This window comes from Streptomyces sp. NPDC091682 (assembly GCF_044756625.1).
Classification (GTDB): domain Bacteria; phylum Actinomycetota; class Actinomycetes; order Streptomycetales; family Streptomycetaceae; genus Streptomyces.
On record NZ_JBIVTH010000013.1, the window covers coordinates 72,828 to 97,115 of the forward strand.

27 protein-coding genes and 1 pseudogene are annotated in these 24,288 nt (G+C 71.0%); 15 read left to right on the forward strand and 13 right to left on the reverse strand.

All coding sequences use genetic code 11. The features are described 5' to 3' along the window. The first annotated feature begins 10 nt into the window (after positions 1 to 10). Positions 11 to 136, forward strand: coding sequence for a hypothetical protein (locus tag ACIQK6_RS27570; RefSeq protein ID WP_329099709.1), 126 nt, complete (start codon positions 11 to 13; stop codon positions 134 to 136). Here the strand turns inward: ACIQK6_RS27570 and ACIQK6_RS27575 are convergent. Next, the gene (locus ACIQK6_RS27575) at positions 126 to 734 is read right to left on the reverse strand and encodes a rhomboid family intramembrane serine protease (RefSeq protein ID WP_329099708.1); all 609 of its coding nucleotides are present in this window, start codon (positions 732 to 734) and stop codon (positions 126 to 128) included. The two genes, ACIQK6_RS27570 and ACIQK6_RS27575, sit on opposite strands and share 11 nt — an antisense overlap. 86 nt (positions 735 to 820) lie before the next feature. Between ACIQK6_RS27575 and ACIQK6_RS27580 the strand changes: the two genes are divergently transcribed. Continuing rightward, entirely contained in the window at positions 821 to 1,510 is a 690-nt protein-coding gene (locus ACIQK6_RS27580) for a UbiX family flavin prenyltransferase (RefSeq protein ID WP_402695651.1), read from the forward strand. Here ACIQK6_RS27580 and ACIQK6_RS27585 read toward each other — a convergent pair. Next, entirely contained in the window at positions 1,507 to 1,644 is a 138-nt protein-coding gene (locus ACIQK6_RS27585) for a hypothetical protein (RefSeq protein ID WP_329099706.1), read from the reverse strand. The genes ACIQK6_RS27580 and ACIQK6_RS27585 overlap by 4 nt on opposite strands. A gap of 122 nt (positions 1,645 to 1,766) precedes the next feature. Here ACIQK6_RS27585 and ACIQK6_RS27590 point away from each other — a divergent pair, with 122 nt between their 5' ends. The 6 genes from ACIQK6_RS27590 to ACIQK6_RS27615 all read left to right on the forward strand — a co-directional run bounded on the left by ACIQK6_RS27590 (position 1,767) and on the right by ACIQK6_RS27615 (position 8,261). Then, on the forward strand, positions 1,767 to 2,222 hold the full coding sequence (locus ACIQK6_RS27590; protein WP_030388096.1) for an Lrp/AsnC family transcriptional regulator: 456 nt from the start codon (positions 1,767 to 1,769) through the stop codon (positions 2,220 to 2,222). Positions 2,223 to 2,282: 60 nt separating this feature from the next. Next, positions 2,283 to 3,446, forward strand: coding sequence for an aminofutalosine synthase MqnE (gene mqnE, locus ACIQK6_RS27595; protein ID WP_327383866.1), 1,164 nt, complete (start codon positions 2,283 to 2,285; stop codon positions 3,444 to 3,446). A gap of 100 nt (positions 3,447 to 3,546) precedes the next feature. Then, on the forward strand, positions 3,547 to 4,071 hold the full coding sequence (locus ACIQK6_RS27600) for a GNAT family N-acetyltransferase (protein ID WP_402695652.1): 525 nt from the start codon (positions 3,547 to 3,549) through the stop codon (positions 4,069 to 4,071). Positions 4,072 to 4,232: 161 nt separating this feature from the next. Next, positions 4,233 to 4,505 carry a DUF4229 domain-containing protein gene (locus tag ACIQK6_RS27605; protein WP_402695702.1) on the forward strand — a complete coding sequence of 91 codons (273 nt, stop codon included), beginning with the start codon at positions 4,233 to 4,235 and terminating at the stop codon, positions 4,503 to 4,505. Between the two features lie 370 nt (positions 4,506 to 4,875). Further along, the gene (locus ACIQK6_RS27610) at positions 4,876 to 6,195 is read left to right on the forward strand and encodes a dicarboxylate/amino acid:cation symporter (RefSeq protein WP_328789282.1); all 1,320 of its coding nucleotides are present in this window, start codon (positions 4,876 to 4,878) and stop codon (positions 6,193 to 6,195) included. Positions 6,196 to 6,356: 161 nt separating this feature from the next. Beyond that, a complete protein-coding gene (locus tag ACIQK6_RS27615) occupies positions 6,357 to 8,261 on the forward strand; it encodes an SMI1/KNR4 family protein (protein WP_329099703.1) in 1,905 nt (634 codons plus the stop codon). A 43-nt stretch (positions 8,262 to 8,304) separates the two neighbouring features. Here the strand turns inward: ACIQK6_RS27615 and ACIQK6_RS27620 are convergent, their stop codons facing one another. The 4 genes from ACIQK6_RS27620 to ACIQK6_RS27635 are packed head-to-tail and all read right to left on the reverse strand — an operon-like array spanning position 8,305 to position 10,787. Continuing rightward, positions 8,305 to 8,619, reverse strand: a complete 315-nt coding sequence (locus ACIQK6_RS27620) for a hypothetical protein (RefSeq protein ID WP_329099702.1) — start codon at positions 8,617 to 8,619, stop codon at positions 8,305 to 8,307. A 7-nt stretch (positions 8,620 to 8,626) separates the two neighbouring features. Continuing rightward, positions 8,627 to 8,947, reverse strand: coding sequence for a hypothetical protein (locus ACIQK6_RS27625; protein ID WP_329099701.1), 321 nt, complete (start codon positions 8,945 to 8,947; stop codon positions 8,627 to 8,629). Then, entirely contained in the window at positions 8,944 to 10,347 is a 1,404-nt protein-coding gene (locus ACIQK6_RS27630; protein WP_402695653.1) for a hypothetical protein, read from the reverse strand. The genes ACIQK6_RS27625 and ACIQK6_RS27630 overlap by 4 nt, the downstream gene beginning before the upstream one ends. Further along, on the reverse strand, positions 10,344 to 10,787 hold the full coding sequence (locus ACIQK6_RS27635; protein WP_329099699.1) for a hypothetical protein: 444 nt from the start codon (positions 10,785 to 10,787) through the stop codon (positions 10,344 to 10,346). The genes ACIQK6_RS27630 and ACIQK6_RS27635 overlap by 4 nt, the downstream gene beginning before the upstream one ends. 538 nt (positions 10,788 to 11,325) lie before the next feature. Here ACIQK6_RS27635 and ACIQK6_RS27640 point away from each other — a divergent pair. After that, complete coding sequence (locus ACIQK6_RS27640; RefSeq protein ID WP_402695654.1) at positions 11,326 to 12,237, forward strand: helix-turn-helix domain-containing protein; 912 nt, start codon at positions 11,326 to 11,328, stop codon at positions 12,235 to 12,237. A gap of 24 nt (positions 12,238 to 12,261) precedes the next feature. Here the strand turns inward: ACIQK6_RS27640 and ACIQK6_RS27645 are convergent, their stop codons facing one another. From ACIQK6_RS27645 to ACIQK6_RS27655, 3 genes and pseudogenes are all read right to left on the reverse strand, one after another. Further along, positions 12,262 to 13,119 carry a DUF4190 domain-containing protein gene (locus ACIQK6_RS27645; RefSeq protein ID WP_402695655.1) on the reverse strand — a complete coding sequence of 286 codons (858 nt, stop codon included), beginning with the start codon at positions 13,117 to 13,119 and terminating at the stop codon, positions 12,262 to 12,264. Between the two features lie 100 nt (positions 13,120 to 13,219). After that, a complete protein-coding gene (locus ACIQK6_RS27650) occupies positions 13,220 to 13,666 on the reverse strand; it encodes a helix-turn-helix transcriptional regulator (RefSeq protein WP_402695703.1) in 447 nt (148 codons plus the stop codon). A gap of 17 nt (positions 13,667 to 13,683) precedes the next feature. Next, positions 13,684 to 14,016: pseudogene (locus ACIQK6_RS27655) on the reverse strand (cupin domain-containing protein); the annotation flags it as partial. On the opposite strand from ACIQK6_RS27655, the gene ACIQK6_RS27660 reads away from it, so the two are divergent. The 4 genes from ACIQK6_RS27660 to cutA all read left to right on the forward strand — a co-directional run bounded on the left by ACIQK6_RS27660 (position 14,015) and on the right by cutA (position 19,117). Then, positions 14,015 to 14,956 (forward strand): NAD(P)H-binding protein, encoded by a 942-nt coding sequence (locus ACIQK6_RS27660; protein ID WP_402695656.1) that lies wholly within the window; start codon positions 14,015 to 14,017, stop codon positions 14,954 to 14,956. The pseudogene ACIQK6_RS27655 and the gene ACIQK6_RS27660 overlap by 2 nt on opposite strands. 141 nt (positions 14,957 to 15,097) lie before the next feature. Further along, positions 15,098 to 16,924 carry an AMP-dependent synthetase/ligase gene (locus ACIQK6_RS27665; protein WP_402695704.1) on the forward strand — a complete coding sequence of 609 codons (1,827 nt, stop codon included), beginning with the start codon at positions 15,098 to 15,100 and terminating at the stop codon, positions 16,922 to 16,924. Between the two features lie 68 nt (positions 16,925 to 16,992). After that, a complete protein-coding gene (locus ACIQK6_RS27670; protein ID WP_329099694.1) occupies positions 16,993 to 18,606 on the forward strand; it encodes an alpha/beta hydrolase in 1,614 nt (537 codons plus the stop codon). 193 nt (positions 18,607 to 18,799) lie between these two features. Next, positions 18,800 to 19,117, forward strand: a complete 318-nt coding sequence (gene cutA, locus ACIQK6_RS27675; protein WP_329099693.1) for a divalent-cation tolerance protein CutA — start codon at positions 18,800 to 18,802, stop codon at positions 19,115 to 19,117. Here the strand turns inward: cutA and ACIQK6_RS27680 are convergent. Continuing rightward, positions 19,114 to 19,242, reverse strand: coding sequence for a hypothetical protein (locus tag ACIQK6_RS27680; protein WP_402695657.1), 129 nt, complete (start codon positions 19,240 to 19,242; stop codon positions 19,114 to 19,116). The two genes, cutA and ACIQK6_RS27680, sit on opposite strands and share 4 nt — an antisense overlap. A gap of 84 nt (positions 19,243 to 19,326) precedes the next feature. After that, complete coding sequence (locus tag ACIQK6_RS27685; protein ID WP_402695658.1) at positions 19,327 to 20,184, reverse strand: hypothetical protein; 858 nt, start codon at positions 20,182 to 20,184, stop codon at positions 19,327 to 19,329. Positions 20,185 to 20,412: 228 nt separating this feature from the next. Here ACIQK6_RS27685 and ACIQK6_RS27690 point away from each other — a divergent pair, with 228 nt between their 5' ends. After that, positions 20,413 to 20,964 carry a hypothetical protein gene (locus ACIQK6_RS27690; protein ID WP_402695659.1) on the forward strand — a complete coding sequence of 184 codons (552 nt, stop codon included), beginning with the start codon at positions 20,413 to 20,415 and terminating at the stop codon, positions 20,962 to 20,964. 161 nt (positions 20,965 to 21,125) lie between these two features. Here the strand turns inward: ACIQK6_RS27690 and ACIQK6_RS27695 are convergent, their stop codons facing one another. Further along, complete coding sequence (locus ACIQK6_RS27695; protein WP_402695660.1) at positions 21,126 to 21,722, reverse strand: dihydrofolate reductase family protein; 597 nt, start codon at positions 21,720 to 21,722, stop codon at positions 21,126 to 21,128. A 328-nt stretch (positions 21,723 to 22,050) separates the two neighbouring features. On the opposite strand from ACIQK6_RS27695, the gene ACIQK6_RS27700 reads away from it, so the two are divergent. After that, the gene (locus ACIQK6_RS27700) at positions 22,051 to 23,793 is read left to right on the forward strand and encodes a lytic transglycosylase domain-containing protein (protein WP_329099689.1); all 1,743 of its coding nucleotides are present in this window, start codon (positions 22,051 to 22,053) and stop codon (positions 23,791 to 23,793) included. A 178-nt stretch (positions 23,794 to 23,971) separates the two neighbouring features. Here ACIQK6_RS27700 and ACIQK6_RS27705 read toward each other — a convergent pair whose 3' ends face one another. Continuing rightward, entirely contained in the window at positions 23,972 to 24,175 is a 204-nt protein-coding gene (locus ACIQK6_RS27705; RefSeq protein ID WP_030012116.1) for a cold-shock protein, read from the reverse strand. Positions 24,176 to 24,288: the final 113 nt, after the last annotated feature.

A 24,288-nucleotide genomic window follows, 5' to 3' on the forward strand; every position in this document is an offset into this window, starting at 1 on the left:
CATCACGTGCGTGAACAGGGAGGCCGGCATGCACGACCCGGACGCCGACGGCCCGCCCTCCCGGCTCAGCCGCTTCGAGGACATGTTCCCGGGGCACCGGACGGAGCTGGTTGAGGGCGCCGTCGTCAGCCCGTGAGGGCCGGCTGCCGGCGGGCCGGGCGGCGGTAGTACAGGGCGGTGACGACGCCCGCGACGAGGCCGATGAGGTGGGCGTACCAGGCGATGCCGGGGTCCGTGGGGAGGATGCCCAGGAGGGCCGTGCTGCCCCAAAGACCGCCGACGACCAGGCCCACCGCCGCGTTCAGCGGCTTGCGCTCGACGAAGCCGCGGACGACCACGTAGCCGAAGAGGCCGAAGACCAGGCCCGAGGCGCCGGCCCCGACGGTGTGCGGCGGGGCGATCAGCCAGCAACCGATCCCGACGGCGGCTATGTTCAGGGCGCTCACGGCCAGGAAGCGGCGGATGCCGCTGAGGGCGGCGATGAAGCCGAGGACGAGCAGCGGCAGGCTGTTGGACGCGACGTGGTCGAAGCCGAAGTGCAGGAAGGGGTGGGCGACGATGCCGACCAGCCGGTCGGGGTCGCGGGCGACGATCCCGTACTGGTCGAGGGCGTGGCCGGTGGCGTGGTCGACGGCCTCCAGGGCCCACAGCAGGGCCACCCAGCCCAGCATCAGCTTGGCCGCCGCCCCGGCCCGGTCGGCCTGCGTCCAGCTCTGTTCCACCGTCGTGCTCATCTTTGCCCCCTCGCCGCGTCCCGTCAGGGGAACGTCCCGACACCTTACTGAGTGCCCATCGGTGGTGGCCGGATAGTCTCGGAGGTATGACTGAGCGCAAGCGCACCCCGTGGGTGGTCGGGGTTTCCGGGGCGTCCGGGACGCCGTACGCGGCGGCGGTGCTCCGCGGGCTGCTGGCCGCGGGGGAGAGTGTCGACCTGGTGGTGAGCCGCGCCTCGCGCCTCACCCTGCTGGACGAGACGGGGATCGCCTTCCGTGACGCCCACTGGCGCGAGGACCTGGGGGAGTGGCTGGGGCGCGGAGCCGACGGGAAGCCGGGGACCTTCGCGCGGCCGGAACTGGACGACGTCCGGTACTGGGGTGCGGGGGACCTGGCGGCGGGCCCGAGTTCGGGCTCGTATCCGGTCAAGGGAATGCTCGTCGTCCCCGCGTCCACGGCCTGTGTGGCGGGGGTGGCGCTCGGACTGTCGAAGGACCTGCTCCAGCGCGTGGCGAGCGTGACGCTCAAGGAGCGGCGCCGGCTGGTGGTCGCGGTGCGGGAGACCCCGCTGAACGGGCAGACGCTGCGGCATCTGGTGGCGCTGGACGAGGCGGGCGCGATCGTGCTGCCCGCCTCTCCGGCGTTCTATGCGGGTGCGACGCACATCCAGGATCTGGTGGACTTCGTCGCGGGGCGGGTGCTGGACGCGGCAGGGGTGCCGCACCAGCTGTACCGCCGCTGGGAGGGGGAGCTGGGAGGCTCCCGTACTGCCCGGGAGGCAAGCGCCGGTGACTAGGCCTTCTTCTTGCGGCCGAGCGGCTTGCGGGCCTTGTCGACGCGGAGGGCGGCGGCGGGCTGGTGGGCACGGGATCGGTTGGCCAGCTCCTGGAGCTCCCGCATGTGTGCGTAGGCCATCTCGATCGTGAACACGGTGAACCACTCCAAAGATCGTCATTGATCAGCGATAAGATTTCACAGGGTGTTGACCCTGTGTACCTTAGATTCTATACCTAGACTTGCAGGATCGCCGAATAATGGAAGGCTCCACGTAAATGGACACGGTGGACAGGCAGCTCATCCAGGCACTCCGGGAAAACGGTCGTGCCTCGTACGCGGAGCTGGGCCGTCTCGTGGGCCTCTCCGGCCCCAGCGTCACCGACCGCATCAACCGGCTGGAGACGGCCGGCGTCATCACCGGCTACCGCGCGACGGTGGACTCGCGTTCGCTCGGCCTCGGTGTCACGGCGCTGATCGGACTCTCCATGTCCGATGCCGCGGACCACGAGGACGTGGCCCGGCGGCTGCGCGACCTCGCGGAGATCGAGGACTGCTGGTTCATCGCGGGCGACGACTCCTTCATGCTGAAGGTGCGCGCCAACGACGTGGACGGCCTGGAGAAGATCATTCGCAGGCTCTCCGGTACCAAGGGCGTCTCGCGCACCCGGACCACCATCGTGCTCTCCACCAAGTGGGAGAACCGGGTCGGGGAACTTCCCGAGGAAGCCTGAGAGTACGGTTGACCAGGGTTCGCAGGACAGGCAGAGGCATCTAGAGGAGGCGACCGGCACATGGACGCTGGGCTCAAGCGTGAGCTGGAGGAGAAGGTCCGCTCCGGCGAGCGGCTGACCCGTGAGGACGGCATCGCCCTCTACGAGTCGGACGACCTGGCCTGGCTCGGTGGCCTCGCCCACGAGGTGCGCACGCGCAAGAACGGTGACGTCGTCCACTTCAACGTCAACCGGCACCTCAACATGACGAACGTGTGCACCGCCTCGTGCGCGTACTGCTCGTTCCAGCGCAAGCCGGGCGAGAAGGACGCGTACACGATGCGCATCGAGGAGGCCGTGCGCCTGGCCAAGGCCATGGAGAACGACAACCTCACCGAGCTGCACATCGTCAACGGTCTGCACCCGAACCTGCCGTGGCGCTACTACCCGCGCTCGCTCTCCGAGCTGAAGAAGGCGCTGCCGAACGTCTCGCTGAAGGCGTTCACAGCGACCGAGATCCACCACTTCGAGACGATCTCGGGGATGTCGGCCTCCGACATCCTCGACGAGCTGATCGAGGCCGGCCTGGAGTCGCTCACCGGTGGTGGCGCGGAGATCTTCGACTGGGAGGTCCGGCAGCACATCGTCGACCACCGCACCCACTGGGAGGACTGGTCGCGCATCCACCGGCTCGCGCACGAGAAGGGTCTCAAGACCCCCTCGACCATGCTGTACGGGCACATCGAGGAGCCGCGCCACCGCGTGGACCACGTGCTGCGGCTGCGCGAGCTCCAGGACGAGACCGGCGGCTTCCAGGTCTTCATCCCGCTGCGGTACCAGCACGACTTCGTGGACATGCAGGACGGCAAGGTGCGAAACAAGCTCCAGGCGCGCACGACGATGGCGACCGGCGCCGAGGCGCTGAAGACCTTCGCCGTCTCGCGACTGCTCTTCGACAACGTGCCGCACGTCAAGGTCTTCTGGGTGATGCACGGCGTGCAGACCGCCCAGCTCGCGCTGCAGCACGGCGCGGACGACATGGACGGCTCGGTCGTCGAGTACAAGATCACGCACGACGCGGACAACTACGGCACCCCCAACAAGCTGGGCCGTGACGATCTTCTGGACCTGATCCGGGAAGCGGGCTTCCGCCCGGTCGAGCGCAACACGCGCTACGAGATCATCCGCGAGTACCCCGGCCCGGACGCGAACCTGCGCGAGACCCCGCAGGCTATGCGCGTCTGACGCCTCGTCCGACCCGTACCAGGTGAGTGGAACCCCGGCCCGTGGGCCGGGGTTCGGCTTTTTCTGGACGAGCCGATCGAGTAATAGATAAACTTCCTCGATGGCCCTTACCTTCACCCTGGATCCGGTGGTCGACCCCTCCCTGCGCGAGGGGATCCTGACGCTGTGGGCCGACGTCTCCAACGCGGGGGGCGCCGTCGGCTTCGTGCCCCCGGTCACCCCCGACGACATCCGCCCCTCGCTCGACCGGCACCTCGCCGGCGTCGCCGACGGGAGCTGCCGCCTGCTGGTCGGGCACGACGGGGACGGGGCGGTCGCCGCGACCGCGTTCCTCGCCCTCAACGCGCACCGGCTCCAGCTCCACTGGCTGTGGGCCTACACGGTGATGGTCCATCCGCGGCACCAGGGCAAGGGGTACGGGCGCGAGCTGATGGCCCGGACCGAAGCCGCGGCCCGCTCCATCGAGGGCATCGACGCGATCCGCCTCGGCTGCCGCGGCGGTCTCGGCCTGGAGCACTTCTACGCCTCCTGCGGCTACAAGGAGGTCGGCCGCGTCCCCGGCGCTGTCCGGGTGGCCCCGGGCGACGACCGCGACGACATCACGATGCTGCTGCCGCTGCACTGACGTGCGGCCGGGCCCGCCGTCGGGCCCGCCGCCGGACCCCGGAGGGCGGGGGGCGGGTTCCGGCGTGCTTCACTGGACGGGCACCAGCCGCCGCAGACCACGACGAGAGAGAAGGGGTCACCGTGTCCCTCAAGCCGAGCGCAACGATCCGCTACACCGCGATGCGCCTGGGCATCTTCGTCGGATGCCTCGTGGCCGTCGCGGGCCTCGTCCGGCTCGGCTGGGTGCCCGCGGGGCTCGGGGAGGCCAACGTCGCCTGGGTCGTGCTGCTCGCCATCGTGATCTCCGCCCCGCTCTCCTTCGTCCTCCTGCGCAAGCAGCGCGACGAGATGTCCACGCAGATCTCCGGGCGCGTCGCGGGTGCGAAGGAGCGGCTCGCCGCGAACCGCAGCCAGGAGGACCAGGCTGACGACGCGGCGCGCGTCACCTCATAACGCCGCAGTTGGCTTCATCACACATCGAACCGCCCCAGCATCGGGTATACCGCCCGTAACCGCTGGGGCGGTGGTGTTTTTCGGGTCGGCGCAAGAGGGCCTCGTGCGCCGTTGTCTCAAAGCACCCCTTTGAGATTCCCAAAGGGGAAGTGTTAGCGTGTTCAACATGTTGACCACAGTTGCGCACCCCATGATCACGAGCGTTCCGCTCGCGATGCGCCTGCACGTCGACCTCTGCCGCCGCGCGCCCGCGGCCCGTTGCTGTTGAGCTGAATCGATACAGCAGCCGTCCCGGCCGGCCCTTCTGGCTGCTGCCGCACCGCTTCACCGCAGTACTTCCCCCCCTGTCTTCGTGCGCCACCTCCGGAGAGTGTCCGTGTCCGCGACCCCCCAGGCCCCTGCCAAGGCCTCGTTCAAATTCCCCTTCTGGGCCCAGATCGTCGCCGGTCTCGCCCTCGGTGTCCTCTTCGGCTGGATAGCCCGCAGCTACGACGTCAGCTGGCTCGCCACCACGCTGGAGAAGACCGGCGACCTCTTCGTCCAGCTGCTGAAGCTGGCCATCGCCCCGCTCGTCTTCTTCGCGATCCTGGTGTCGATCACCAACCTGCGGAAGGTGAACAACGCGGCGCGCCTCGCCTCCCGCACCCTCCTCTGGTTCATGATCACCTCGCTGATTGCGGTCGGCATCGGCATCGCCATCGGCCTGCTGACCGACCCCGGTTCCGGCACCGGCCTCACCGCGGCCGACGGCAAAGACCCGAAGAAGACCGGCTCCTGGATCGACTTCCTCACCGGGATCGTGCCGACGGACATCGTCACGCCGTTCACCGAGCTGAAGGTCCTTCAGATCGTCTTCCTGGCCGTCGTCGCCGGTATCGCCGCCCTCCAGCTGGGCGGCAAGGCGAAGCCGGTCCTCGACCTCGCCGAGTCCGCCCTGGAACTGCTCCAGAAGGCCCTGTGGTGGGTCATCCGCCTCGCCCCGATCGGCACCGTCGGCCTCATCGGCACCGCGATCGCCACGTACGGCTGGGACCTGATCGGCAAGTACGCGACCTTCACCGCCGACATCTACATCGGCTGCGCCCTCGTGATGTTCGGCGTCTACCCGCTGCTCCTCGCCACGGTCGCCAAGGTCAGTCCGCTCCAGTTCTTCAAGGGCGCCTGGCCCGCCATCCAGCTGGCCTTCGTCTCCCGCTCCTCGGTCGGCACCATGCCGGTCACCCAGAAGGTCACCGAGCGCCTCGGCGTCCCGAAGGAATATGCCTCGTTCGCCGTCCCGTTCGGCGCCACCACCAAGATGGACGGCTGCGCCGCGATCTACCCGGCCCTCGCCGCCATCTTCATCGCGCAGATCTTCGACGTGCAGCTGGGCATCAAGGAGTACCTGCTCATCGTCTTCGTCTCGGTCATCGGCTCCGCCGCCACGGCCGGTCTGACGGGCGCCACCGTCATGCTGACGCTGACCCTGTCCACCCTGGGCTTGCCGCTCGCCGGCGTCGGCCTGCTGCTGGCCATCGACCCGATCCTGGACATGATGCGCACCGCCACCAACGTGGCCGGCCAGGCCCTGGTCCCGGTCATCGTCGCGGCCCGCGAGGGGATCCTGGACAAGGAGGCCTACGCCTCCGCCTCGGCCTCCCCGCTGGACGAGCCCGCCCCGGCCGCCGAGCCGGTCGCGGTCGCTGCCTGACCCGCACCGCACACGCACACGCACACCGCGCACGCACACCGCACACCGCCTGCCGCAGCCCCCGCCCCGACCGGGCGGGGGCTGCGGCGTTCCCGCGTTCCCGCGTTCCCGCGACGGCCAGCTCGGGAGCACTGTCAGCGGCGGATGGCAGCATCGGGAGCATGACCAAGACGGATGCGACACCGTTCGACTGGCGCCCGTTCCTGCTCCGTTGGAGCGGGGAGTGGGCGGATTCCCTGCCCGACGACGCCGGACTCAGCAAGGAGGACGAAGCCGCCCGGCAGGATCGGTGGCTGGGGTTCCCGCCCGCGTCCGAAGAGCGGATCGCGGCCCTGGAGGAGCGCCTCGGCCGACGGATGCCCCCGTCGTACCGGGAGTTCCTCGAAGTCAGCGACGGGTGGCGGCACGCCGGCGGGTTCGTCTGGCTGCTGGCGGGGACCGCGGACGTGCGTCGGCACGACAACGAGTCAGGGCTCGCGGACTTGTTCGAGGAGTACCTGGACGACGATGCCGGACCCGACGAGCGGCGGAACGCGGACATCTGGCGGCGCGGGCTCCAGCTCGACGTCGAGTCCGACATCACCCACGTCCTCCTGGACCCCGAGGACGTGGACGAGGACGGCGAGTGGGCCGTCTACACGTGGGCGAGCTGGCGGGGCGAGGCACCCGAGCGGCACGCGAACTTCGCCGAGTTCATGCGGGACATGTACCGGGAGTTCCACAGCCTGCACGCCCGTCCGGTCAACGGGGAGCCGGAGTTCGCCAACGACACGACGCGCGAGCTGGACGCCCTGATGGAGCAGGCCCGACTGGAGGCGCTGCGCGGCGAGTGGGAGCGCGCCGGGCGTCAGCTGGCCGAGGCGAAGGAGTACGGCCGACCGCGGGCCCGTGGACTGGGTGACCAGATGCGCCGCCTGCTGGGACAGAACTACATGGTGTACTTCGAGGACGTGGTGATCGACCCGCGGTACGCGCCCGAGCTGCTGCCGGTACTGGTCGCCGACCACGCGGCCCAGTCGTACAGGGACGACGCCACGCTGGAGTACCACCTGCGGGGAGCCGGCGACGACGTCCTGGCGCAGGCGCACGCGACGCTGGAGCAGGTGCGCGGCGGCACGTACCGGTACACGGCGGCCGGACCGTTCGGGGAAGCGGTCGAGCGGGCCCGGGAGCTGGCGCGGTGGGGCGACACCGACGGGGCGTGGCGGACGCTGCTGGACGCCCTGCCGGTGTGGCAGCCGCCGGGCCCCGACCTCCTGGCGCCGCTGGGGTGGGTGGCCGACCCCCTGCTCGGCGCCCTGCTGACCCCGGAGCGGGGCCGCGAGCTGCTGTCGACCCCCAGGGGCGGGCAGTCGGGTGCGGCGCCGAGCCCGAGCGCCGGCCTCGACCCGGACGGCCTGGCGTGGCTCGCGGACCTGGACCCCCACGGCAGCCTCACGTCCTACCGGTTCGTCCTGGTCGAAGGCGTGGAGCCGGAGGAACTTCCCGGACGCCTCGCGGACGGCGACGGGGCAGTCCTCGGCGCTCCCGTGACCAACGACGAAGCGCGCCTGCGGCAGATCAACGGACAGCGGGAGTTCTCGTCCTACGACGACGAGGCCCACGTCGCGGTCGGCCGGGCCGGTACCCGGTGGAGCTTCGCCTTCGACGGCAACCCTCCGTACTTCGACCCGCAGCGGTTCGTCTCCCCGGCTGCTGCCGCGGCCACCGGCGCGGACACGCGCGCGGTGGTCGTGTGGAACGGTCTGCGGGACTGGCGCGGGGACCCGTTCTTCCACCTGTCCGTGGCACAGGACGGAGCCGAGCAGTACGCGTTCACGTACACGGACGGCGAGGTCCACCGGACCGGGGAGATACCGGGGGCACTGGACCCGGACCGGTTCTTCGGCTCCCGGGAGGACCGCGCCCGGGCGGGACGGTCGCTGATGGAGGCCTTGGCCGGCGAGTTCGGTGTCCGACTGCCGCGCCACGCCCTGACGGTCGGACGGCTGCACACGTTCACCACCCGCTCGTGGCGGCGGCCGCCGGCGAACGGGGAGGGCTACGCCGTGATCAGCATCGGATGACATGCCGTGCGCCGACGGGCGCGGAGCTGCGACCGTCCTTCGGTCAGACCGTCTGCGCGCGCACGTAGGCGACCGTCGCCAGCAGGAACGGCAGGGCGAACCACCACCGGCCCATGGTCCGCCGGTACAGCGGGGTGATGGTGATCAGGAGTCCTACGAGGCACAGCACCAGGCAGCAGCCGGACAGGAAGCGGACGTCCTCGCGCAGCAGGCCGTCACCGGGCTCCGGCCGCAGCGTCAGCGCGGCGTAGCAGGTGAACACCGCGGGGACGTAGGAGAGGGCGAGCGGTATGCCGAGGACCCACTGCAAGCAGCCGCGGTCCTCGGGCAGGTCGATGGTCTCGCGCGGGAGCCTCATCCGGACCTCACCCGAGCGTCGAGCCGCGCAGGAACGCGGTCAGCCCGAGGAGGAGGGGCGGCGCGAACCACCACGGACCCATGGCCCGGCGCACGCTCGGTACGGCGGTGATGAGCAGGCCGAGCACGCTCAGGGACACGGAGACGAGGCACAGCGCGCCGACGTTCTCGTAGCCCTGGTCGTCCCAGTCGCCCCGGGGCCCGGCGAACAGGGCCCCGAACACGGCAGCACCGTTGAGCAGGTGGATGATCCCGAGCGGAACGCCCAGTACCCACCGCAGGCAGCCCTGGTCCTCGGGCAGGTCGATGCCCTCACGGGGGTACGTCATCGCATTGCGTCCTTCGCTTGGGCGAGGTTCCCGACGAACCGGTCACCGTAGCCCTGGGCCTTGGGGAGGTCCCAGTAGGGACCTCCGTTGTAGCGGGCGGCGATCTCCCGCATCTGGGCCTCCGTCATCTGATCGGCCGGCACGTCGGCGAGACCGCTCTCCGCCTTGATCTGGGCCAGGAAACCGGCCGCTATGAAGGCATTCTGCTTGGGGTCCTGGAGCGCCTCTTCCACCAGGGTCCGCTGGTGGTCGGTGAGGTTCGCCGGGTCGTAGCCGAGCACTTCGGCGCCGCGCCGGAGCTGGATGGCGATCGGCCCGTACGAGGTCTCGTCCAGCTTCCCGCCGAGCCGCCACGGAAGGTTCTCGGGGGCGACCGGGCTCAGCCCCCACGGGGCCGCGGCCTGTTCGCGGATCGTGCCGGTCACGTCGTCCAGCAGCCCGGGCTGGTAGCCGCCGATCTCCTGCCAGGCCACGCCCGCGACCAGCTCTTCCGGCAGCCCGGCGTTCTTGGCCGCCGCCCGCAGGACCTCCTTGTTCTGGGAGATCCAGTCGGCGTGCTGGCCGTCCGAGACCAGCGGGATCCAATAGTTGTCGGCGGCGTCCCCCGGCAGCCCGGCGACCCGCACCCGGATGTCGCGCAGCTGCGGGGAGATCGGGGTGTCCGGCCCCACGGGGCCGGTCATGTCCTTCTTCGGGCCGCTGCCCGGTAGACGGGTCAGGGGGTTGGTGCGGGCCTCCGCCGCCTCGCGGCGCATGTCTGCCATGGCCGCGTAGAGGTCGACCCCGCTCGCACCGCCCTTCAGCCGGAACTCGGGCAGCAGTTCGTACGCCTGCTTCAGCGCGTGGACGCAGGAGGCGCGCGCCTCCTGCTCGGTGGTCTTCGCCAGCTGGAAGTTGCCGCCCGCGTCGTCGTGGAGGCGGTTCGCCTCGTCACGGATGTCGTCCACGTCCATCGTGAGCTCGGCGAGACCGTCGAGGAACCCGGTCGTCGCCCGCATGTCCTCCCACTGGCACATCGGCTCCGCCTCCTGGGCCGTGCGGGTGATCGCGGTGCCCTTCGTGGCGATCAGGGCGGCGAGCTTGCGTTCGGAGCCCTTGCCGTTCGCGTAGTGGGACTTGGCGGTGGTCAGGGCCGCCGCGTACGCGTGCAGGGCGCTCGCGGCCTTGTCGTAGCCCTCGGCGATGTGCTGCACGAGCTGCCGCGCCTCGGACAGGCGCGCGGTGAAGGCGTGGCTGCCGTCGCTGTGCCACTCCGTACCGGTCTCGGCGCGCCGGGCGGGCTCCTCGACCTGAACGAGCAGATCGCGCAAGCGCTTGAACTCGGCGGCGTTGCGTTCCACCAGCGCCGGGTTGCACTCCTCCAGGAACTGGACGTCCTTGCGGTGGCTGAGCCCGCTCACTTGGCCTCCGGTTTCACGTACTGACCCGATTCGAGGAGGCCCGCGAGGAAGGACCGGGCGGTGCCGTCGTCCACCCGGGCGAAGTCGGTGCCGGTCGTCTTCAGACGGGTGGCCAGGGCGGCGAACAGGCCGATCGTGTCCTTGAACTGGTCGTCGGCGAACTGGGCGAAGCGCAGGACCTGCGCCGAGACGTCGGCGTGCGCGCGCGGGGCGCGGGCCATCGTGCCGGCGTCGCCGTCGGGCCGGCCCTCGTGGAGGAGGGCGGCGATCTCGATCAGCAGGTTGGCGTTGCCGTTGATGGAGGCGGCCCCGGCCACCAGGCTCCCGGCGGGGCTCCCCGGAACGCCGCCGTTCGCCGGCGCGTGGTTGAGGCGCATGACGGGTGACTGCTGTGCGAGGACGGCGGCCTTGTGTTCGGCCCATTCCGCGTCGAACGACATGTATCCCCTGAATAGTTGATAACTGAACATGGCCAGAATCAGCTGGTCATGTGCATGCTAATACGGGGATTTCCGCATACGGAACCTCGCGGTGCCGATATGGACCGGAGACGCGGTGGGCGATCGTCCGGTTCCGCCTCGCTGGTGGCCGGCCGCACCGTGGCCGCCGCCTTCCCCGCCCAACTCCCGTTCCGCTCGCGCCTTCCGGCTGCTCGGGCCGGGTCGTGGGAGTCCGCGACGCGGCCCACGGGCGATGTGGGGACGACGGCCCCTGGACCGGGTCCCGGGAAACCGCGATCCGGAGTGCTTAGACGCATAAGGATCCAAAGGACCTGGGGAAAGAACCAACCGACCCAACCCCACCCCGGCAGCCGGGGAGCGTGTCGCTCGGTCGGGTGAATCGTGCCAACTGGGCTGGATTTCATACGGGTTGGCGGGCATATGCTCGCCTCGACCACCGCAGACATGAGACGGCCCCCGGCGGGACTCGCAATCCCGGCCGAGGGCCTGACCAACGAAGGAAGCTACCCACTTCCCCATGGCTCACCAGAACCCTAGCGCGCACGCGCGCTCCTCGTCCGCTGTTCCCTCCGCGATCCCCCGATCCGGTGTCATCCACGTCAACGCGCGGCACGCGAGTCACTACACCGTGGTCGGCAACCACCTCCTCCAGCACCGGGAGCTGTCGGCAACGGCGATCGGGGTCGCGGCGTACATCCAGTCGCTGCCGGAGGGGGCGCCGATCGGCATCAAGACCCTGACCGCACGGTTCCCGGAAGGGGAGATCCGGATCGGGTCCGCCCTGCGGGAGCTGGAGCGCCACGGATACCTGGAGCGGCGGCGCGAGCGGCTGGCGACCGGGCGGGTGGTGACCCGGACGTATTCGTACAACAAGCCGGGGAGTACCTGGGTCGAGCCGACCCCGCCCCCGGCACCTCAGCCACCCCTGGCTCCGCTGCCCCCGCCTCCGCTGCCGGCCGGGGAATCCGCGCCCGGGCCGGAAGTCGAGCCGACGCCCGGGTGCGGACCCGGGCCGGAAGCCGTGGCCCCGCCGCCCGGCCGGCCCGTGCACCCCGATGCGGTCGAACTGCTCGTCGGGCTGCGGCGCTACGACTCGCGGCTCCTGCTCTCCGAGCGCGACGTACGCCGGCTCGCGCCGGACGTGTCGACCTGGCTGGAGCGCGGGGTCACCCCCGCGGTGGTCGCGAGGGTGCTGTCCGCGGACCTCCCCGAAAGGATGCGGCGCCCCGCGTCCGTACTCGCGTACCGCCTCGCCGAGCTGCTCCCACCGCACCTACCCCCGGCCCCGGCGGCGCCGGCGGACCGGGTGGGTCGGGACGACAGACGGCCCGACCCGTTGCAGAACTGCAGCGGCTGCGACCGCGCCTTCCGCGCCCCCCACCCCGGCCGCTGCCGGGACTGCCCGCCGGAGGAGGACGCGGCGGCGTGAGCGGGTCCGCTCCCGCCGGCTTCCTCAGCCGGCGGTGCGGATCGAGCCGGTGGTCGGACCGCTGGGGTCGCCCACGAAGCAGGTGACCTCGCGGTCGCCGAGGAGCCAGCTGGCCGCCTGCGGGTAGTAGTAGTAGATCTCCAGCTTGTCCGAGACCTTGGGGCCGTTGCCCACGTACGAGGTGAGCGCGGTGCCGCTGCACTTCTCCTCGGCGGTCGCGGTGACCTTCTCCGTGCCGGGGTACGTTCCGGCGTCCAGGTTGAAGACGGCGTACGCCTCGCCCTTGTGCGGCTGGGTGCAGGGCACGATGCTCACCGAGCGGGCGGCCTGGGTGCCGTCCTCGTCGCCGTACTGGGCCAGATCGTCCTTCGTGTTGAAGCAGTCGCCCTTGCGGATCTCGGTCACGCCGGCGGAGGCCGGTCCCTTGGTGGCCGGTCCGGTGGTCGCCGGTCCGGTGGCGGCGGGGCCGGTGAACTGGCCGGTGGTGTCGCGCTTCAGCGGGGCGTCGTCGTCGCCCAGCGATCCGGTGAGGCCGAGGGCCACCACGATGATGATGAACACGAGGCTCAGGCTGTGAACGACGATCGCCGCGATGGCGAAGCCCTTGCCCTTCTCACCGCGGGACTTGATCTGGGAGAGGGCGACGATGCCGAGGATCAGCGGGACCAGCGGGATCCCGCAGACGAGCGCCATGACGAACGCGACGATGGCCAGCGCGTTGGTCTTCTGCTGCTGCGGGTACCAGCCCTGCGGCCCGCCGGCGTTCGGCGGCTGTCCGGGCTGTCCCGGCTGTCCGGGCTGTCCCGGATATCCGTAAGATCCGGGCTGTCCGGGCTGTCCGTACGGACCGGGGGACGACGGGGGCTGCGGTGGTATGGACATGCGCGTGGAGCTCCTTGCTCAGAGGGTGGAACGCAACAACGGCCCGGCAGTCGCAACGCACCGACGCATGCCTGCCCGTGGTCTTTACGTCGCCCCTACGCTACCTTCCGCCGCCGACAGTCCGCGGACTGCCCTTCCCCGTGGTCCCGCCCTCCTGGCCGGCCCGTCGGGCGGCGGCCGCCGCCCGGTGATGGCCGGGGCGGGTCCCGTGGACGCGGTGGAAGGCCACGCTCAGGCCGAACGCACTGCGGTAGCCGACCTGGTGGGCGATCGACTCCACCGTGTCCTCGGTGCGTACCAGCAGGTCAGCCGCCAACACCAGGCGCCAGTGGGCCAGGTAGGCCATCGGCGGCCTGCCGACCAGCTCGCCGAAGCGGCGCGCGAACGTAGCCCGCGAGACCCCGGCCTCCTCGGCCAGGGCCGCCACCGTCCACGGCCGTTCGGGCCGTCCGTGCTGTTCCCGCAGGTGCGCAGGCCCAGCAGGACCCCTTCGCTGATCTCCGCGCCGTCGGCGGTCGTGCAGCGGTCGGGCCCGTGCACCACCCACAGCGCCGGCGTCCGCAGGTCCCCGTCGGCGGTGTCCGTGAGGGTGAACGGGCGCGATCCCGTCACGATGGCCACGTCGCCCTCGCCGAGCGCGACGGGCTCCTCGCCGCCGCCCGGAACGATCCAGCCCGTGCCGTGCAGCATGGTGGCCAGGGTGATCGGCGTCGGGTCGGCGATGCGGATCGACCACGGCGGGGCCAGGAGGTTGCGGCTGAACAGGGCGCCGTCGGAGCGCACTTCGTACAGCAGGCTCGCCAGCGCATCCATGAAGACCGAGCCTAGACGCTCGGACATGTAACTGAGCGGGACGACCATGTCGCGTCCGGGCGCCGCCGGATTGACTGGTCGCATGACGACGCCGAAGAACACGACGACGACCAACACGACGGCCGGCACGACGACCAAGCCGATCCTGGTCCTGGGCAGCACCGGCAAGACGGGGAGCCGGGTGGCCGCGCAGCTGCGGCAGCGCGGCCACCGGGTCCGGGGTGCCTCCCGCAAGGGGCCGGTCGCCTTCGACTGGACCGACGAGAACACCTGGGAGCGGACGCTGGAAGGGGTCGGCGCGGCCTACCTGGTCGACTCGCAGCTCCCCGACGCCGCCGAGTCGATGCGCGCCTTCGGCAAGCTGGCCGTGGCCTCCGGTATCGAGCGGCTGGTGCTGCTGTCCGCCCGCGACTGGGTGGTGCCGGAAGGCGAGGAGAAGCTCCCCTGTGAGCGCGCGGTTCGCGAGTCCGGCGCGCAGTGGACCATCCTCAAGCCGTCCTGGTTCTTCCAGAACTTCAGCGAGGACCCGTTCATCCGGGCGCAGGTCCAGGGCGGCGAGCTCGTGATGTCGGCCGGGGACGGCGTCGAGCCGTTCATCGACGCTGAGGACATCGCGGAGGTCGCCGTGGCCGCTCTCACCGAAGAGGGGCACGGCGGGCAGGCCTACGAGCTGTCCGGGCCGCGGCTACTGAGCCTGGACTCCGTGGCCGACGAGATCGCCCGGGCCACCGGCCGGGTCATTACCTACCGTCCGCTCCCGCCGGACGAGTTCGCCGCCCACGCCGTGGGACAGCACGTGCCGGAGGAGTTCGTCGGCCTGTTGAACCTGCTCTACGGCTGGATCGCGGAGGGCCGCTTCGCCACCCTCGCCGACGGCGTGCAGCGGGTGCTCGGCCGGGAACCCCGTGACTTCAACGACTACGTGCGGACTGCTGCCGCATCCGGGGTATGGGCCGGTGGCGGTGGCGGTGACGGTGTCAGTGACGGTGGCGGTGGCGGTGGCGGTGGCGTGGAGCGTCCGTGAAGAACGGCTCCAGGGGCTGGTCGGAGCGGGTTACTGCTACGTAAATTACCGGCGGTAACCTCGTGCCGAGCCAAGGAGTGCGCCGTGGGAGCCGAGCTGAGGCCGGTCCGGGCCGTAGAACCGGTCGAACCCGTCAAGACCATGATCGACGGGGTGGTCCGCGAGGTACGGGTGCCCGCGCTGGTGGGCCCTCCGGACCGGGGATCCCTCGGGGACATCCCCTTCCAGAACGCCTGGGAGGCCCCCGGGGAGGCGGTGCTCGCCCGCAAGGACCAGGACGGAGTCTGGCACGACGTCCCGGCCGAACAGTTCGCGGCCGAGGTGCTCGCCGTGGCCAAGGGACTGATCGCCGAAGGGCTCCGGGAGGGCGACCGGCTCGCCATCATGGCCCGTACGACCTACGAGTGGACCCTGCTCGACTTCGCCGGCTGGGCCGCCGGCCTGGTCACCGTACCGATCTACCCGACCTCCTCCGCCCTCCAGGCACGCTGGATCATCCACGACTCCGGTGCCGTGGCCTGCGCCGTCGAGGACACCGCGCAGGCCCGCCTGATCAGCGCCGAGCGCGGCAACCTGCCCTGGCTGACCCACCTGTGGGAATTCGACACCGGCGCGGTGGCCCGCCTGATCAAGGCCGGGGAACGCATCCCCGACGCGCTGGTCCACCACCGCCGGGCCGCCCGCACCCCGGACTCCGTCGCCACCCTCATCTACACCTCCGGCACCACCGGGCGGCCCAAGGGATGCGTGATCACCCACGGCAACTTCTTCGCCCAGGTGGACAATGCGGTGGAGCTGCTGCACCCCGTCTTCAAGTCCGTCAGCAAGGACCCCGCCTCCACCCTGCTGTTCCTGCCGCTCAGCCACGTCTTCGGGCGGATGGTGGCCGTCGGCTGCATGCGGGCCCGCGTCAAGCTCGGGCACGCGCCCAGCATCCGTACCGAGGACCTCCTCGCCGACCTCGCCGGCTTCCGGCCCACCTTCCTCCTGGCCATCCCCTACGTACTGGAGAAGGTCTACAACACCGCCCGGGCCACCGCCGAGAAGATGGGCCGGGCCTCCTCCTTCGACCGGGCCGCCCGCATCGCGCAGCGCTTCGCCGAGACCACCGAGGCCAGGGGCCCCAGGCTCGTGCTGCGCCTCGCCCGGTCCCTCTACGACCCGCTCGTCTACCGGCGCATCCGGGCGGCGCTCGGCGGCCGCGTCCGCTACGTCCTGAGCGGCGGCTCGCCCCTGGGCCGGCGGCTCGCCGCCTTCTACACCGGCGCCGGCATCGAGGTCTTCGAGGGCTACGGGCTGACGGAGACCACCGGCGCGAGCACCGTGACCCCGCCGCTGCGGCCCCGCCTCGGCACGGTCGGCTGGCCGCTGCCGGGCACGGCCGTACGGATCGCGGACGACGGGGAGGTGCTGCTGGGCGGCGGCCACGTCTTCGCCGGCTACTGGAACGCCGCGCAGGCGGCCCCGTACGGGGGCTGGCTCGCCACCGGCGACATCGGGGAGCTCGACGCCGACGGGTACCTCACCATCACCGGCCGCAAGAAGGACCTGATCATCACCTCCGGCGGCAAGAACGTGGCGCCGGCGCCGCTGGAGGACTGGCTGCGGGCCCACCCGCTGGTCGGCCAGTGCATGGTGGTCGGCGACAACCGGCCCTACATCACCGCCCTGATCACCCTGGAACCCGACGGTCTGCAGCACTGGCGCCAGATGCACAAGAAGCAGAACGTGCCGATGCGCGAGCTGGTGCGGGACGAGGAACTGCGGGCGGACCTCCAGCGGGCGGTGGACGAGGCGAACCGGCTGGTCTCGCGGGCCGAGTCGATCCGCCGCTTCGCCGTCCTGCCGGGCGATTTCACCGAGGCGCGCGGCCACCTGACCCCGTCGCTGAAACTCAGGCGGGGCGCGATCGCCCGGGACTACGCGGAGCAGGTCCAGGAGCTGTACCGGGGGCCGCGCGAAGCCTGAGCGGCGGCCACCGAGGAGCAGGTCTATGGTGAACAGATGGGTCCGGGGGGCCGCCCGAGGAGGGCGCAGTGCACCGTTCCCGAGTCCGTAGGGCCATGGCCGCGGGCGTGGCCGCCGGTGCGATGCTCCTGGCCTCACTGGGGGCGGCCCCGGCCCCCACTCCTATCCCCGCGCCCGGGTCGAGCCCTGCGCCCACCGGGGGCGACGACCCCCTGGCCCGGTTCCACGCCCAGCGCGTCCGCTGGGGCGTCTGCCCGGAGAAGCCAGTGCCCGCCGAGATGCGGTGCGCCGTCGTGGAGGTCCCGCTCGACTACGCGGCCCCGCGCAAGGGCACGGTCAAGCTGGCCCTCGGCCGGCTCCCCGCCACCGACCCGGACCGACGCATCGGCTCGCTCCTGATCAACTTCGGCGGCCCCGGCGCCCCGGGCCTGGCCGGCCTCGCCATGGATCCCAAGGCGTTCGCCGACCTCGGCGAACGCTACGACCTGATCGGCTTCGACCCCCGCGGCGTCGGCCACAGCGACCCCGTTTCCTGCGGCGCCGGCGCCGGCGAAACCGTAGGAGACCCGCACGCCGACACCGCCACGGCGATGGCCGCCCTGCGGGACGAGGTCAAGCGCTGCGAGCGCAACTCCGGCCCGGTCCTCGCCCACATGGGAACCGTGGACGTCGCCCGCGACATGGACGTGATGCGCCGAGTCCTCGGGGACGAGAAGCTCAACTTCCTCGGCTTCTCCTACGGGAGCCGGCTCGGGGCCGTGTACGCGGCCCTGTTTCCCCGGGACACCGGCCGCATGGTCCTGGACGGCGTCGACACGCTCACCGAACCGCTGATGGAGCAGGCCCTGGTGTCGGCCCGCGGTCAGCAGCGGGCCCTGGACAACTTCCTGACCTGGTGCGCCCACCAGAGCGACTGCGTCTACGGGACGAACACCCGTACGGCCAAGGAGAAGGTGGCCGCCCTGGTGGAGCGGGCCGACACGGAGCCGCTGGTCGGCGACGACGGCACGGAGGTGGGCGGCCTGGTCACCGTCCTCGCGATAGGCCAGGCCCTGTACTCGACGAGCACGTGGCCCGCGCTGGCCAAGGCGCTGGCGCAGGCGGAGCGCGAGCACGACCCGGCCGGGCTGCTGGCGCTACTCGGCTTGGCGGCAGAGCCGACGGACCCCACGGACCCCACGGATCCCACCGACCCGACCGATCCACCCGAGGCCGGCGGATCCGACCCGGTGCCCGCCGACAACCTCGCCGCCGCCCTCGCCACCGTGAACTGCGCCGACGACCCGGACCGGTCGATCGAAAAGTTCAGCCCGGCCGCGTTGGAGAAGGAGCTCGACGAACGGGCGCAGGAGTTCTTCGAGGTCTCGAAGGTGTTCGGGGTGCCACAGCTGTTGTCCGTACTCACGTGCTACGGGCGGCCCGCCGGCACCGACTTCATCCGTAAGATCGACCACCCGGGAGCACCGCCGATGCTCCTGGTCGGCACCCGCGGCGACCCGGCGACGCCGTACGAGTGGACGGAGGAGACGGCCGAGCGGCTGGGCTCGGCGGTGATCGTGGACCACAAGGGCGAGGGCCACACCGGCTATTCCAGCTCGCGCTGCGTCCAGGAGTACGTCGACGACTTCCTCCTCCACGGCCGCCTCCCGTCCGGAACCCGCTCCTGCCCCGCCGAAGACTGACCCGCCGCGATCCGCTGCCACGACGGCTTTCAAGAGAGTGCTGCGGGAGGCGCGTTCGCTGTGTGCCCGACCTGCTCGTTCCCCGCCCGACCTGCTCGTTCCCCGCCCTCCCGGCCCCTCGGGTCCTCCGGCGATCCACGCCTGGTCCACTGGACCCATGTGGGCGCGACGCCTGGGCGGGTACGTTGCCCCCATGGCTGACTTCTTGATCGTGATCACGACCGTGGACAATCAGGACGCTGCGCGGAAGCTGTCGCGCTCGGCGGTGGAGGCGAGCCTAGCCGCTTCCGGGCAGGTGACCGGGCCCATCGAAACGACGTACCGACACCTCGGCGAGGTCTCCGAGGGCACCGAGTATCAGGTGACGTTCCGTACGACCGGTGACCGGCGCGAGGCACTGGAGAAGCACCTGGTCGACAACCACCCCTACGACTCGCCTGAGGTCATCGCGTTCACGATCGACGCCGGCCGTGCCGAGTACCTTGACTGGATCACCCGAGCCACCCGCTAGCCCCTGGCACGCTCCAGCAGCGCGCCGACCGGGGTGAGGGACCGGTGCGGCTCCAACCGCTCGGCCATCAGACGGGCCCGCGCCATCGGTCCGATCGACGCCAGTCCCTCGGAGAGGTCGAACACCCGCGCCGTGATCGCGGTCGAGTGCTCGACCTCTCCCGCGTCCAGGTACGCCGATGCCAGCCACGACAGGTACCAAGGACACCGTCAGACCTGAAGGTCGGCCACCAAGCGCTCGGCGTCCTTCCGGGCCGGCGCCAGCAGCGGATCCTCCTCGTACGCGTGAGGCCCGACGATCTTCGACAGGAAGAACAGCGACATCAGCTTGCCGTCCCGGCTGTCCAAGTCCGCACGTCGCTCATGGCGGACGCGGTCCGCGAGCGCCGGGACGGCCAGCGCGTTACCCCACAGGGTGGCGGCGTCCAGGCCCCGGGGTGCCATGCCCCAGTCCTCCCAGTCGATGATGGAGAACTCCGGCCCCATCACGTTGGCCCAGGTCAGATCGGCATGAGCGGGAACCCACCGCTCGATCCGCGTATCAGTGATGCCGGGAAAGACCTCGCCGAGTGTCTGCGTCACCTGCTCCTGGGTGATCGTCACCGTGTCCGGCGTCGCGATTCGCGGCGTCTGCTGTCCAGCGAGGGCGTCCAAAGAGGAGTTCAGGGCCGACCACCACGCATCGGGCAGGCCCGGGTCGTCGAGCACCAAGGCGCCCTTGGCCACAGACGGCGACGCAAGCAGCTCCAGCTCATCCGCACGCCACATCACCGGTTGCCCAGGCTCACGCCACGCCACACCCTGGTACCACTCGGGCATCGCGACCCCTTGCAGCACGGCAGCGGCCTCGGTTCCGTTCCAGCCCTGCGGGCCGATCCGCTCGAATCCCCGCCGCTCGATACGCACCCACGTACCCCGCTCCGTACGGCCTCCCAAGGAGCGGCGCTTGCGCACCAGGGTCTCCCGGTCCAACCGCGTGTGCAGCGCCTCCTCCACACGGGCCAGCACGTCGTCGGCCGGTTGACGGCGCAGGTCCACTCGGGTAGCGAAAGGCAGGGGAAAAGCCATCATGACCTCCTCGGCGAACGGATGACGGTAGCAGCAGCGGGCCCTTCCGCAGGACTCGCTCACCAACGCGCAGCGCAGCAACTCCTTCTCTTTCTGCGAGCGTTGCCGAGCCGCTGTCCGCGGGGCCCGTTGCCCCCGACCGGCCGGGTCCTGCCCGGTGGAGCCCCCCCCCGCGTCGGCTCGCGCGTGCGTGGGTATGCGCCATTCGACGGACCGAGGGGGCGGGGCGTGGTGCGACGGGGTGTGCGGGTGGTGGGGCGGGGGGCCGCCGGGGTCGGGGTCGTGGTGACCCTTGCCCTCGCCGGGTGGTTGACGTGGCTGCTGCCCGGGCCACAGATGGCCGCCGTGCTCGGGTTCGGGCCCGTCGACGGGGTCGTCTCCATCCAGGAGTGCTACGAGGCGAGCGACGCCGAGGGCTATGCGACGGGTACCGACTGCACCGGCCGGTACACCCCCCGGCGGTCGGCCGGGCCGCCCCGCGACATCGTCCTGGACACGGCCGCCGACGACTACCGGCCCGGTACCCGGGTGGAGGTCAGGACGGCGCGGGGGCGGGCGTACGAACTGTCGGGCGGCGCCGTGTTCCGCTTCGGCAGCGTCATCGGCCTGCTGCTCGTGCCGTTCCTGGTCCTGGCGGCCTGGCTGTTCGCCTGCGCGCGCCAGGGCCGGGTGGCGGACGGCGAGGGCTACGTCTTCGTGGCCCTCGCCGGCCTGGTGATCGCCATCGTGCCGGCCGCCGTCGCCGGAGTCCTGGTCGAGATCGGCATGCTGATCTTCTGACTAGTGCTGTGACCGGAAAGGTTCACCGGCTCACGACGCCCGGTACGGCACCTCGCCGCGTTGTCGGACCGCGCAAGTACGTCCAGTACGAGCCGCGGTCTTCCGCCTTGCGATGCACCGCACCGAACGCCGCGAACCGGCAAACCTTTCCGGCCACAGCACTAGGCCCGGGCGGCCGGGCGGTAGGTGCACACGTGCACGCCGGCCGGGCTGATCGCCGTGGAGACCAGTTCGAGCGTGCGCAGCCCGCCGTCGCTGGGGAAGATCGACTTGCCGCCGCCGAGCAGCACCGGCATGACCATCAGCCGGAGTTCGTCGACCAGGCCCTCGCCCAGCAGGGTGCGTACGAGGGTGGGGCTGCCCATGACCACCAGGTCGCCGCCCTCGGCCCCGCGCAGCTCCCGGATGTGGTCGACGGCCTTGTCGCCGGTGATGAGCGTGGTGTTGTTCCACGTGAGATCGGCCTCGCCCAGGGTCTGGGACACCACGTACTTCGGTACGGAGTTCATCCGGTCGGCGAACGGGTCGCCCGCCCGCTCCGGCCAGGCAGCGGCCATCGTCTGCCACGTACGGCGCCCGAACAGCAGGGCCTCGGCGTTCTCCATCGCCTCGGTGAAGGAGCCGCCGACCACCTCCGGGTCGAAGAACGGGTGCGACCAGCCGCCGTGGGCGAAGTCGCCGTCGTTGTCCTCGCCCTGACCGCCCGGAGCCTGTACGACGCCGTCCAGGCTGATGAACTCGGTGATGACGATGCGCATGGGTCTGTTCCTCTGCCTCGGGCCGGTGTGTACGCAAGGGAGACCGCCACGCTCCCCACAATTCATCGCACCCGGCCGAACCTTGTTGAGTGAGCTGGGTCACATCATCAACGAGAGGTGGTAGAAATGATCTGTCTTCGGGGTGATTCGGGCGGGGGTTCGGGGCGCCTGTCCATTCGGTCATGAGACCCGGGTGAAGCCGAGACGAATGGTGCGTCACATCTCGCGGAGCGACGGCGAGTCGGGGGCGAATACCTGATAGACAGTGGATATTCACGGCTCGACCAGCCATGTACGTTCGACGGCTCCTTGGGGGGATCGCCGCACTGTGAAGCCGCTTCACCGCCACCTCGTCAACACCTCGCGCAAGGTCCTGTGCACGGCCGCGCTCGCGGCCAGCCTGACCACCGCCGCGGTCGTGACCAGTCCGTCGACCGCCGACGCGGGAGAGTCCGAGCCCACTCCGGACAGTCCGCAGGCCGCCGACCGCGGTGACGCCCGGCTGGATCTGCCCGACATCATCGCCGACCCGCCGCCCACCGGGGTGGGCGCTCCGGAAGGGGCCAGCGGGATACCCGCGACCGCCCTCGACGCCTATCACCGCGCCGAGCTGTCGGTGGCCGCCGCCCTCCCCGGCTGCAAGCTGCCCTGGCAGCTGCTCGCGGGCATCGGCCGGGTGGAGTCCGTCCACGCCTCGGGCTACGGGTTGAAGGCGGACGGCTACACCGAGAAGGCCATCCGCGGCCCCCGACTCGACGGCAACGGCTTCGCCGAGATCCGTGACACGGACAAGGGCGAATGGGACGCGGACGCGGTGTACGACCGTGCCGTCGGCCCGATGCAGTTCATTCCGTCCACCTGGGCCACCTGGGGTGCCGACGGCAACGGTGACTCCAAGCGGGACCCGAACAACATCTACGACGCGGCCCTGGGCGCGGGTCTCTACCTGTGCGCGGGTGACCGCGACCTGTCGAACGCGGCCAAGCTCGACGAGGCGATCCTCAGCTACAACAATTCCCGCGAGTACGTCAACACCGTGCTCGGGTACATGCGCCAGTACCAGGCCGGTGGCGCCGGCGAGGTGCCGAACCCGCCCGTCGGGGACTACCCGACGCAGCCGCCGGGCACCCTACCCACCCCGCGCGTGCCGGTCACGCCGTCGAACCCGGTCACGCCCACGCCCACGCCGACCCCCACCCCCAAGCCGACTCCCACCCCCACCCCGACGCCGGAGCAGCCGAAGCCGACCCCCACCCCGGAGCAGCCGAAGCCGGCCACCCCGCGCCTGGCGGAGCTGACGGTCCTCGGCGGCCCCGGGCTCACGGCCGAGGCCGGTGCGGCCTTCGCGGAGGTCCCGCGGGTCAAGGTGCTCCTCAGCGACGGCAAGCCCGCCGTCAACCAGGAGGTGGTCTTCGCGGTCGAAGGCGACACCACCGGTGGCACCCTCTTCGGGACGGCGGACTCCCTGGTGGTCAAGGCCGGCGCCGACGGCATCGCCGCCGCGCCCGGACTCAAGGCAGGCCCCAAGGCCGGCACCTTCACGCTGCGGGCCTCTGCCTACGACCCGCAGGGCAGGATCACCGTGAAGTTCGAGGGCAAGGTGACGGTGACGGTCGCGGACAAGCTGGCCCGTGCGGGTGACGCGAAGCCGCTGGAGGCCGTCGCCGGCAAGAGCTTCACCGGCGTGGAGGTCTTCGCCACCGCCGGCGGCAAGGCCGTCGCGGGTACGGAGGCCGTCGCCGACCTGGTCGTGAAGGACGCGGACGGCAAGTGGGTCCCGGTGGACCCGAAGACCGCGAAGGGCCCGTTCTTCAAGGACGAGACCGGGAAGCCGGTCTTCGGCCGGCTGCTGCCCAAGGCGGGCGCCGACGGCAAGATCGTCCTGCCGGAGCTGTTCACCACGGACGCGGCCCCGGGCACGTACTTCGTGCGCCTGACCACCAAGGAGAACGTGACCCTGGTCCTGGAGCTCAAGGTCACGGCTCCGGCGACGACCCCCGCCCCGACTCAGACCCCGGACCCGACCCCGGACCCGGTCCCGGTTCCCGCGAAGGGGCCGGCCCGCCCCTGAGGCCGTACGCCAGTGGCCCCCGGCACCGTGCGAACGGTGCCGGGGGCCACTGCGTCGCCCCTCCTGGCCGCTGGGCGGCCGGGGCGCAAAGGCAGGAGCCCTGCCGGATCTGCTCGCGCAGAGGGGACAGGGCTCCTTGGTTACTGCTTTTCCAACCCGCGAGAGTTGGCCCAGGCGACTAGGCCGGGGTGACGTTCTCCGCCTGCGGGCCCTTCGGACCCTGCGTGACGTCGAAGTTCACCGTCTGGTTCTCCTCGAGGGAGCGGAAGCCAGAGGCGTTGATCGCGGAGTAGTGGACGAAGACATCCGGGCCGCCGCCGTCCTGGGCGATGAAGCCGAAGCCCTTTTCAGCGTTGAACCACTTCACGGTTCCGGTAGCCATGAGCCCTCCTATGGGCCAAAGGGTCGCCCTGCTCCAGAACCTGCTAAGAAGTCTGAAAACTACAAAAGCCTGCGGGTCACATTCTCCGCAGGCCTCGTACTGCAAGGGAAACC

What these genes read in the sequence shown, in the direction of transcription:
- ACIQK6_RS27575 (WP_329099708.1), bottom strand. Translation starts at nt 734, where the DNA reads ATGAGCACGACGGTGGAACAGAGCTGGACGCAGGCCGACCGGGCCGGG.
- ACIQK6_RS27580 (WP_402695651.1), top strand. Translation starts at nt 821, where the DNA reads ATGACTGAGCGCAAGCGCACCCCGTGGGTGGTCGGGGTTTCCGGGGCG.
- ACIQK6_RS27590 (WP_030388096.1), top strand. Translation starts at nt 1,767, where the DNA reads ATGGACACGGTGGACAGGCAGCTCATCCAGGCACTCCGGGAAAACGGT.
- mqnE (WP_327383866.1), top strand. Translation starts at nt 2,283, where the DNA reads ATGGACGCTGGGCTCAAGCGTGAGCTGGAGGAGAAGGTCCGCTCCGGC.
- ACIQK6_RS27600 (WP_402695652.1), top strand. Translation starts at nt 3,547, where the DNA reads ATGGCCCTTACCTTCACCCTGGATCCGGTGGTCGACCCCTCCCTGCGC.
- ACIQK6_RS27605 (WP_402695702.1), top strand. Translation starts at nt 4,233, where the DNA reads ATGCGCCTGGGCATCTTCGTCGGATGCCTCGTGGCCGTCGCGGGCCTC.
- ACIQK6_RS27615 (WP_329099703.1), top strand. Translation starts at nt 6,357, where the DNA reads ATGACCAAGACGGATGCGACACCGTTCGACTGGCGCCCGTTCCTGCTC.
- ACIQK6_RS27620 (WP_329099702.1), bottom strand. Translation starts at nt 8,619, where the DNA reads ATGAGGCTCCCGCGCGAGACCATCGACCTGCCCGAGGACCGCGGCTGC.
- ACIQK6_RS27625 (WP_329099701.1), bottom strand. Translation starts at nt 8,947, where the DNA reads ATGACGTACCCCCGTGAGGGCATCGACCTGCCCGAGGACCAGGGCTGC.
- ACIQK6_RS27635 (WP_329099699.1), bottom strand. Translation starts at nt 10,787, where the DNA reads ATGTCGTTCGACGCGGAATGGGCCGAACACAAGGCCGCCGTCCTCGCA.
- ACIQK6_RS27640 (WP_402695654.1), top strand. Translation starts at nt 11,326, where the DNA reads ATGGCTCACCAGAACCCTAGCGCGCACGCGCGCTCCTCGTCCGCTGTT.
- ACIQK6_RS27645 (WP_402695655.1), bottom strand. Translation starts at nt 13,119, where the DNA reads ATGTCCATACCACCGCAGCCCCCGTCGTCCCCCGGTCCGTACGGACAG.
- ACIQK6_RS27660 (WP_402695656.1), top strand. Translation starts at nt 14,015, where the DNA reads ATGACGACGCCGAAGAACACGACGACGACCAACACGACGGCCGGCACG.
- ACIQK6_RS27665 (WP_402695704.1), top strand. Translation starts at nt 15,098, where the DNA reads ATGATCGACGGGGTGGTCCGCGAGGTACGGGTGCCCGCGCTGGTGGGC.
- cutA (WP_329099693.1), top strand. Translation starts at nt 18,800, where the DNA reads ATGGCTGACTTCTTGATCGTGATCACGACCGTGGACAATCAGGACGCT.
- ACIQK6_RS27685 (WP_402695658.1), bottom strand. Translation starts at nt 20,184, where the DNA reads ATGGCTTTTCCCCTGCCTTTCGCTACCCGAGTGGACCTGCGCCGTCAA.
- ACIQK6_RS27695 (WP_402695660.1), bottom strand. Translation starts at nt 21,722, where the DNA reads ATGCGCATCGTCATCACCGAGTTCATCAGCCTGGACGGCGTCGTACAG.
- ACIQK6_RS27705 (WP_030012116.1), bottom strand. Translation starts at nt 24,175, where the DNA reads ATGGCTACCGGAACCGTGAAGTGGTTCAACGCTGAAAAGGGCTTCGGC.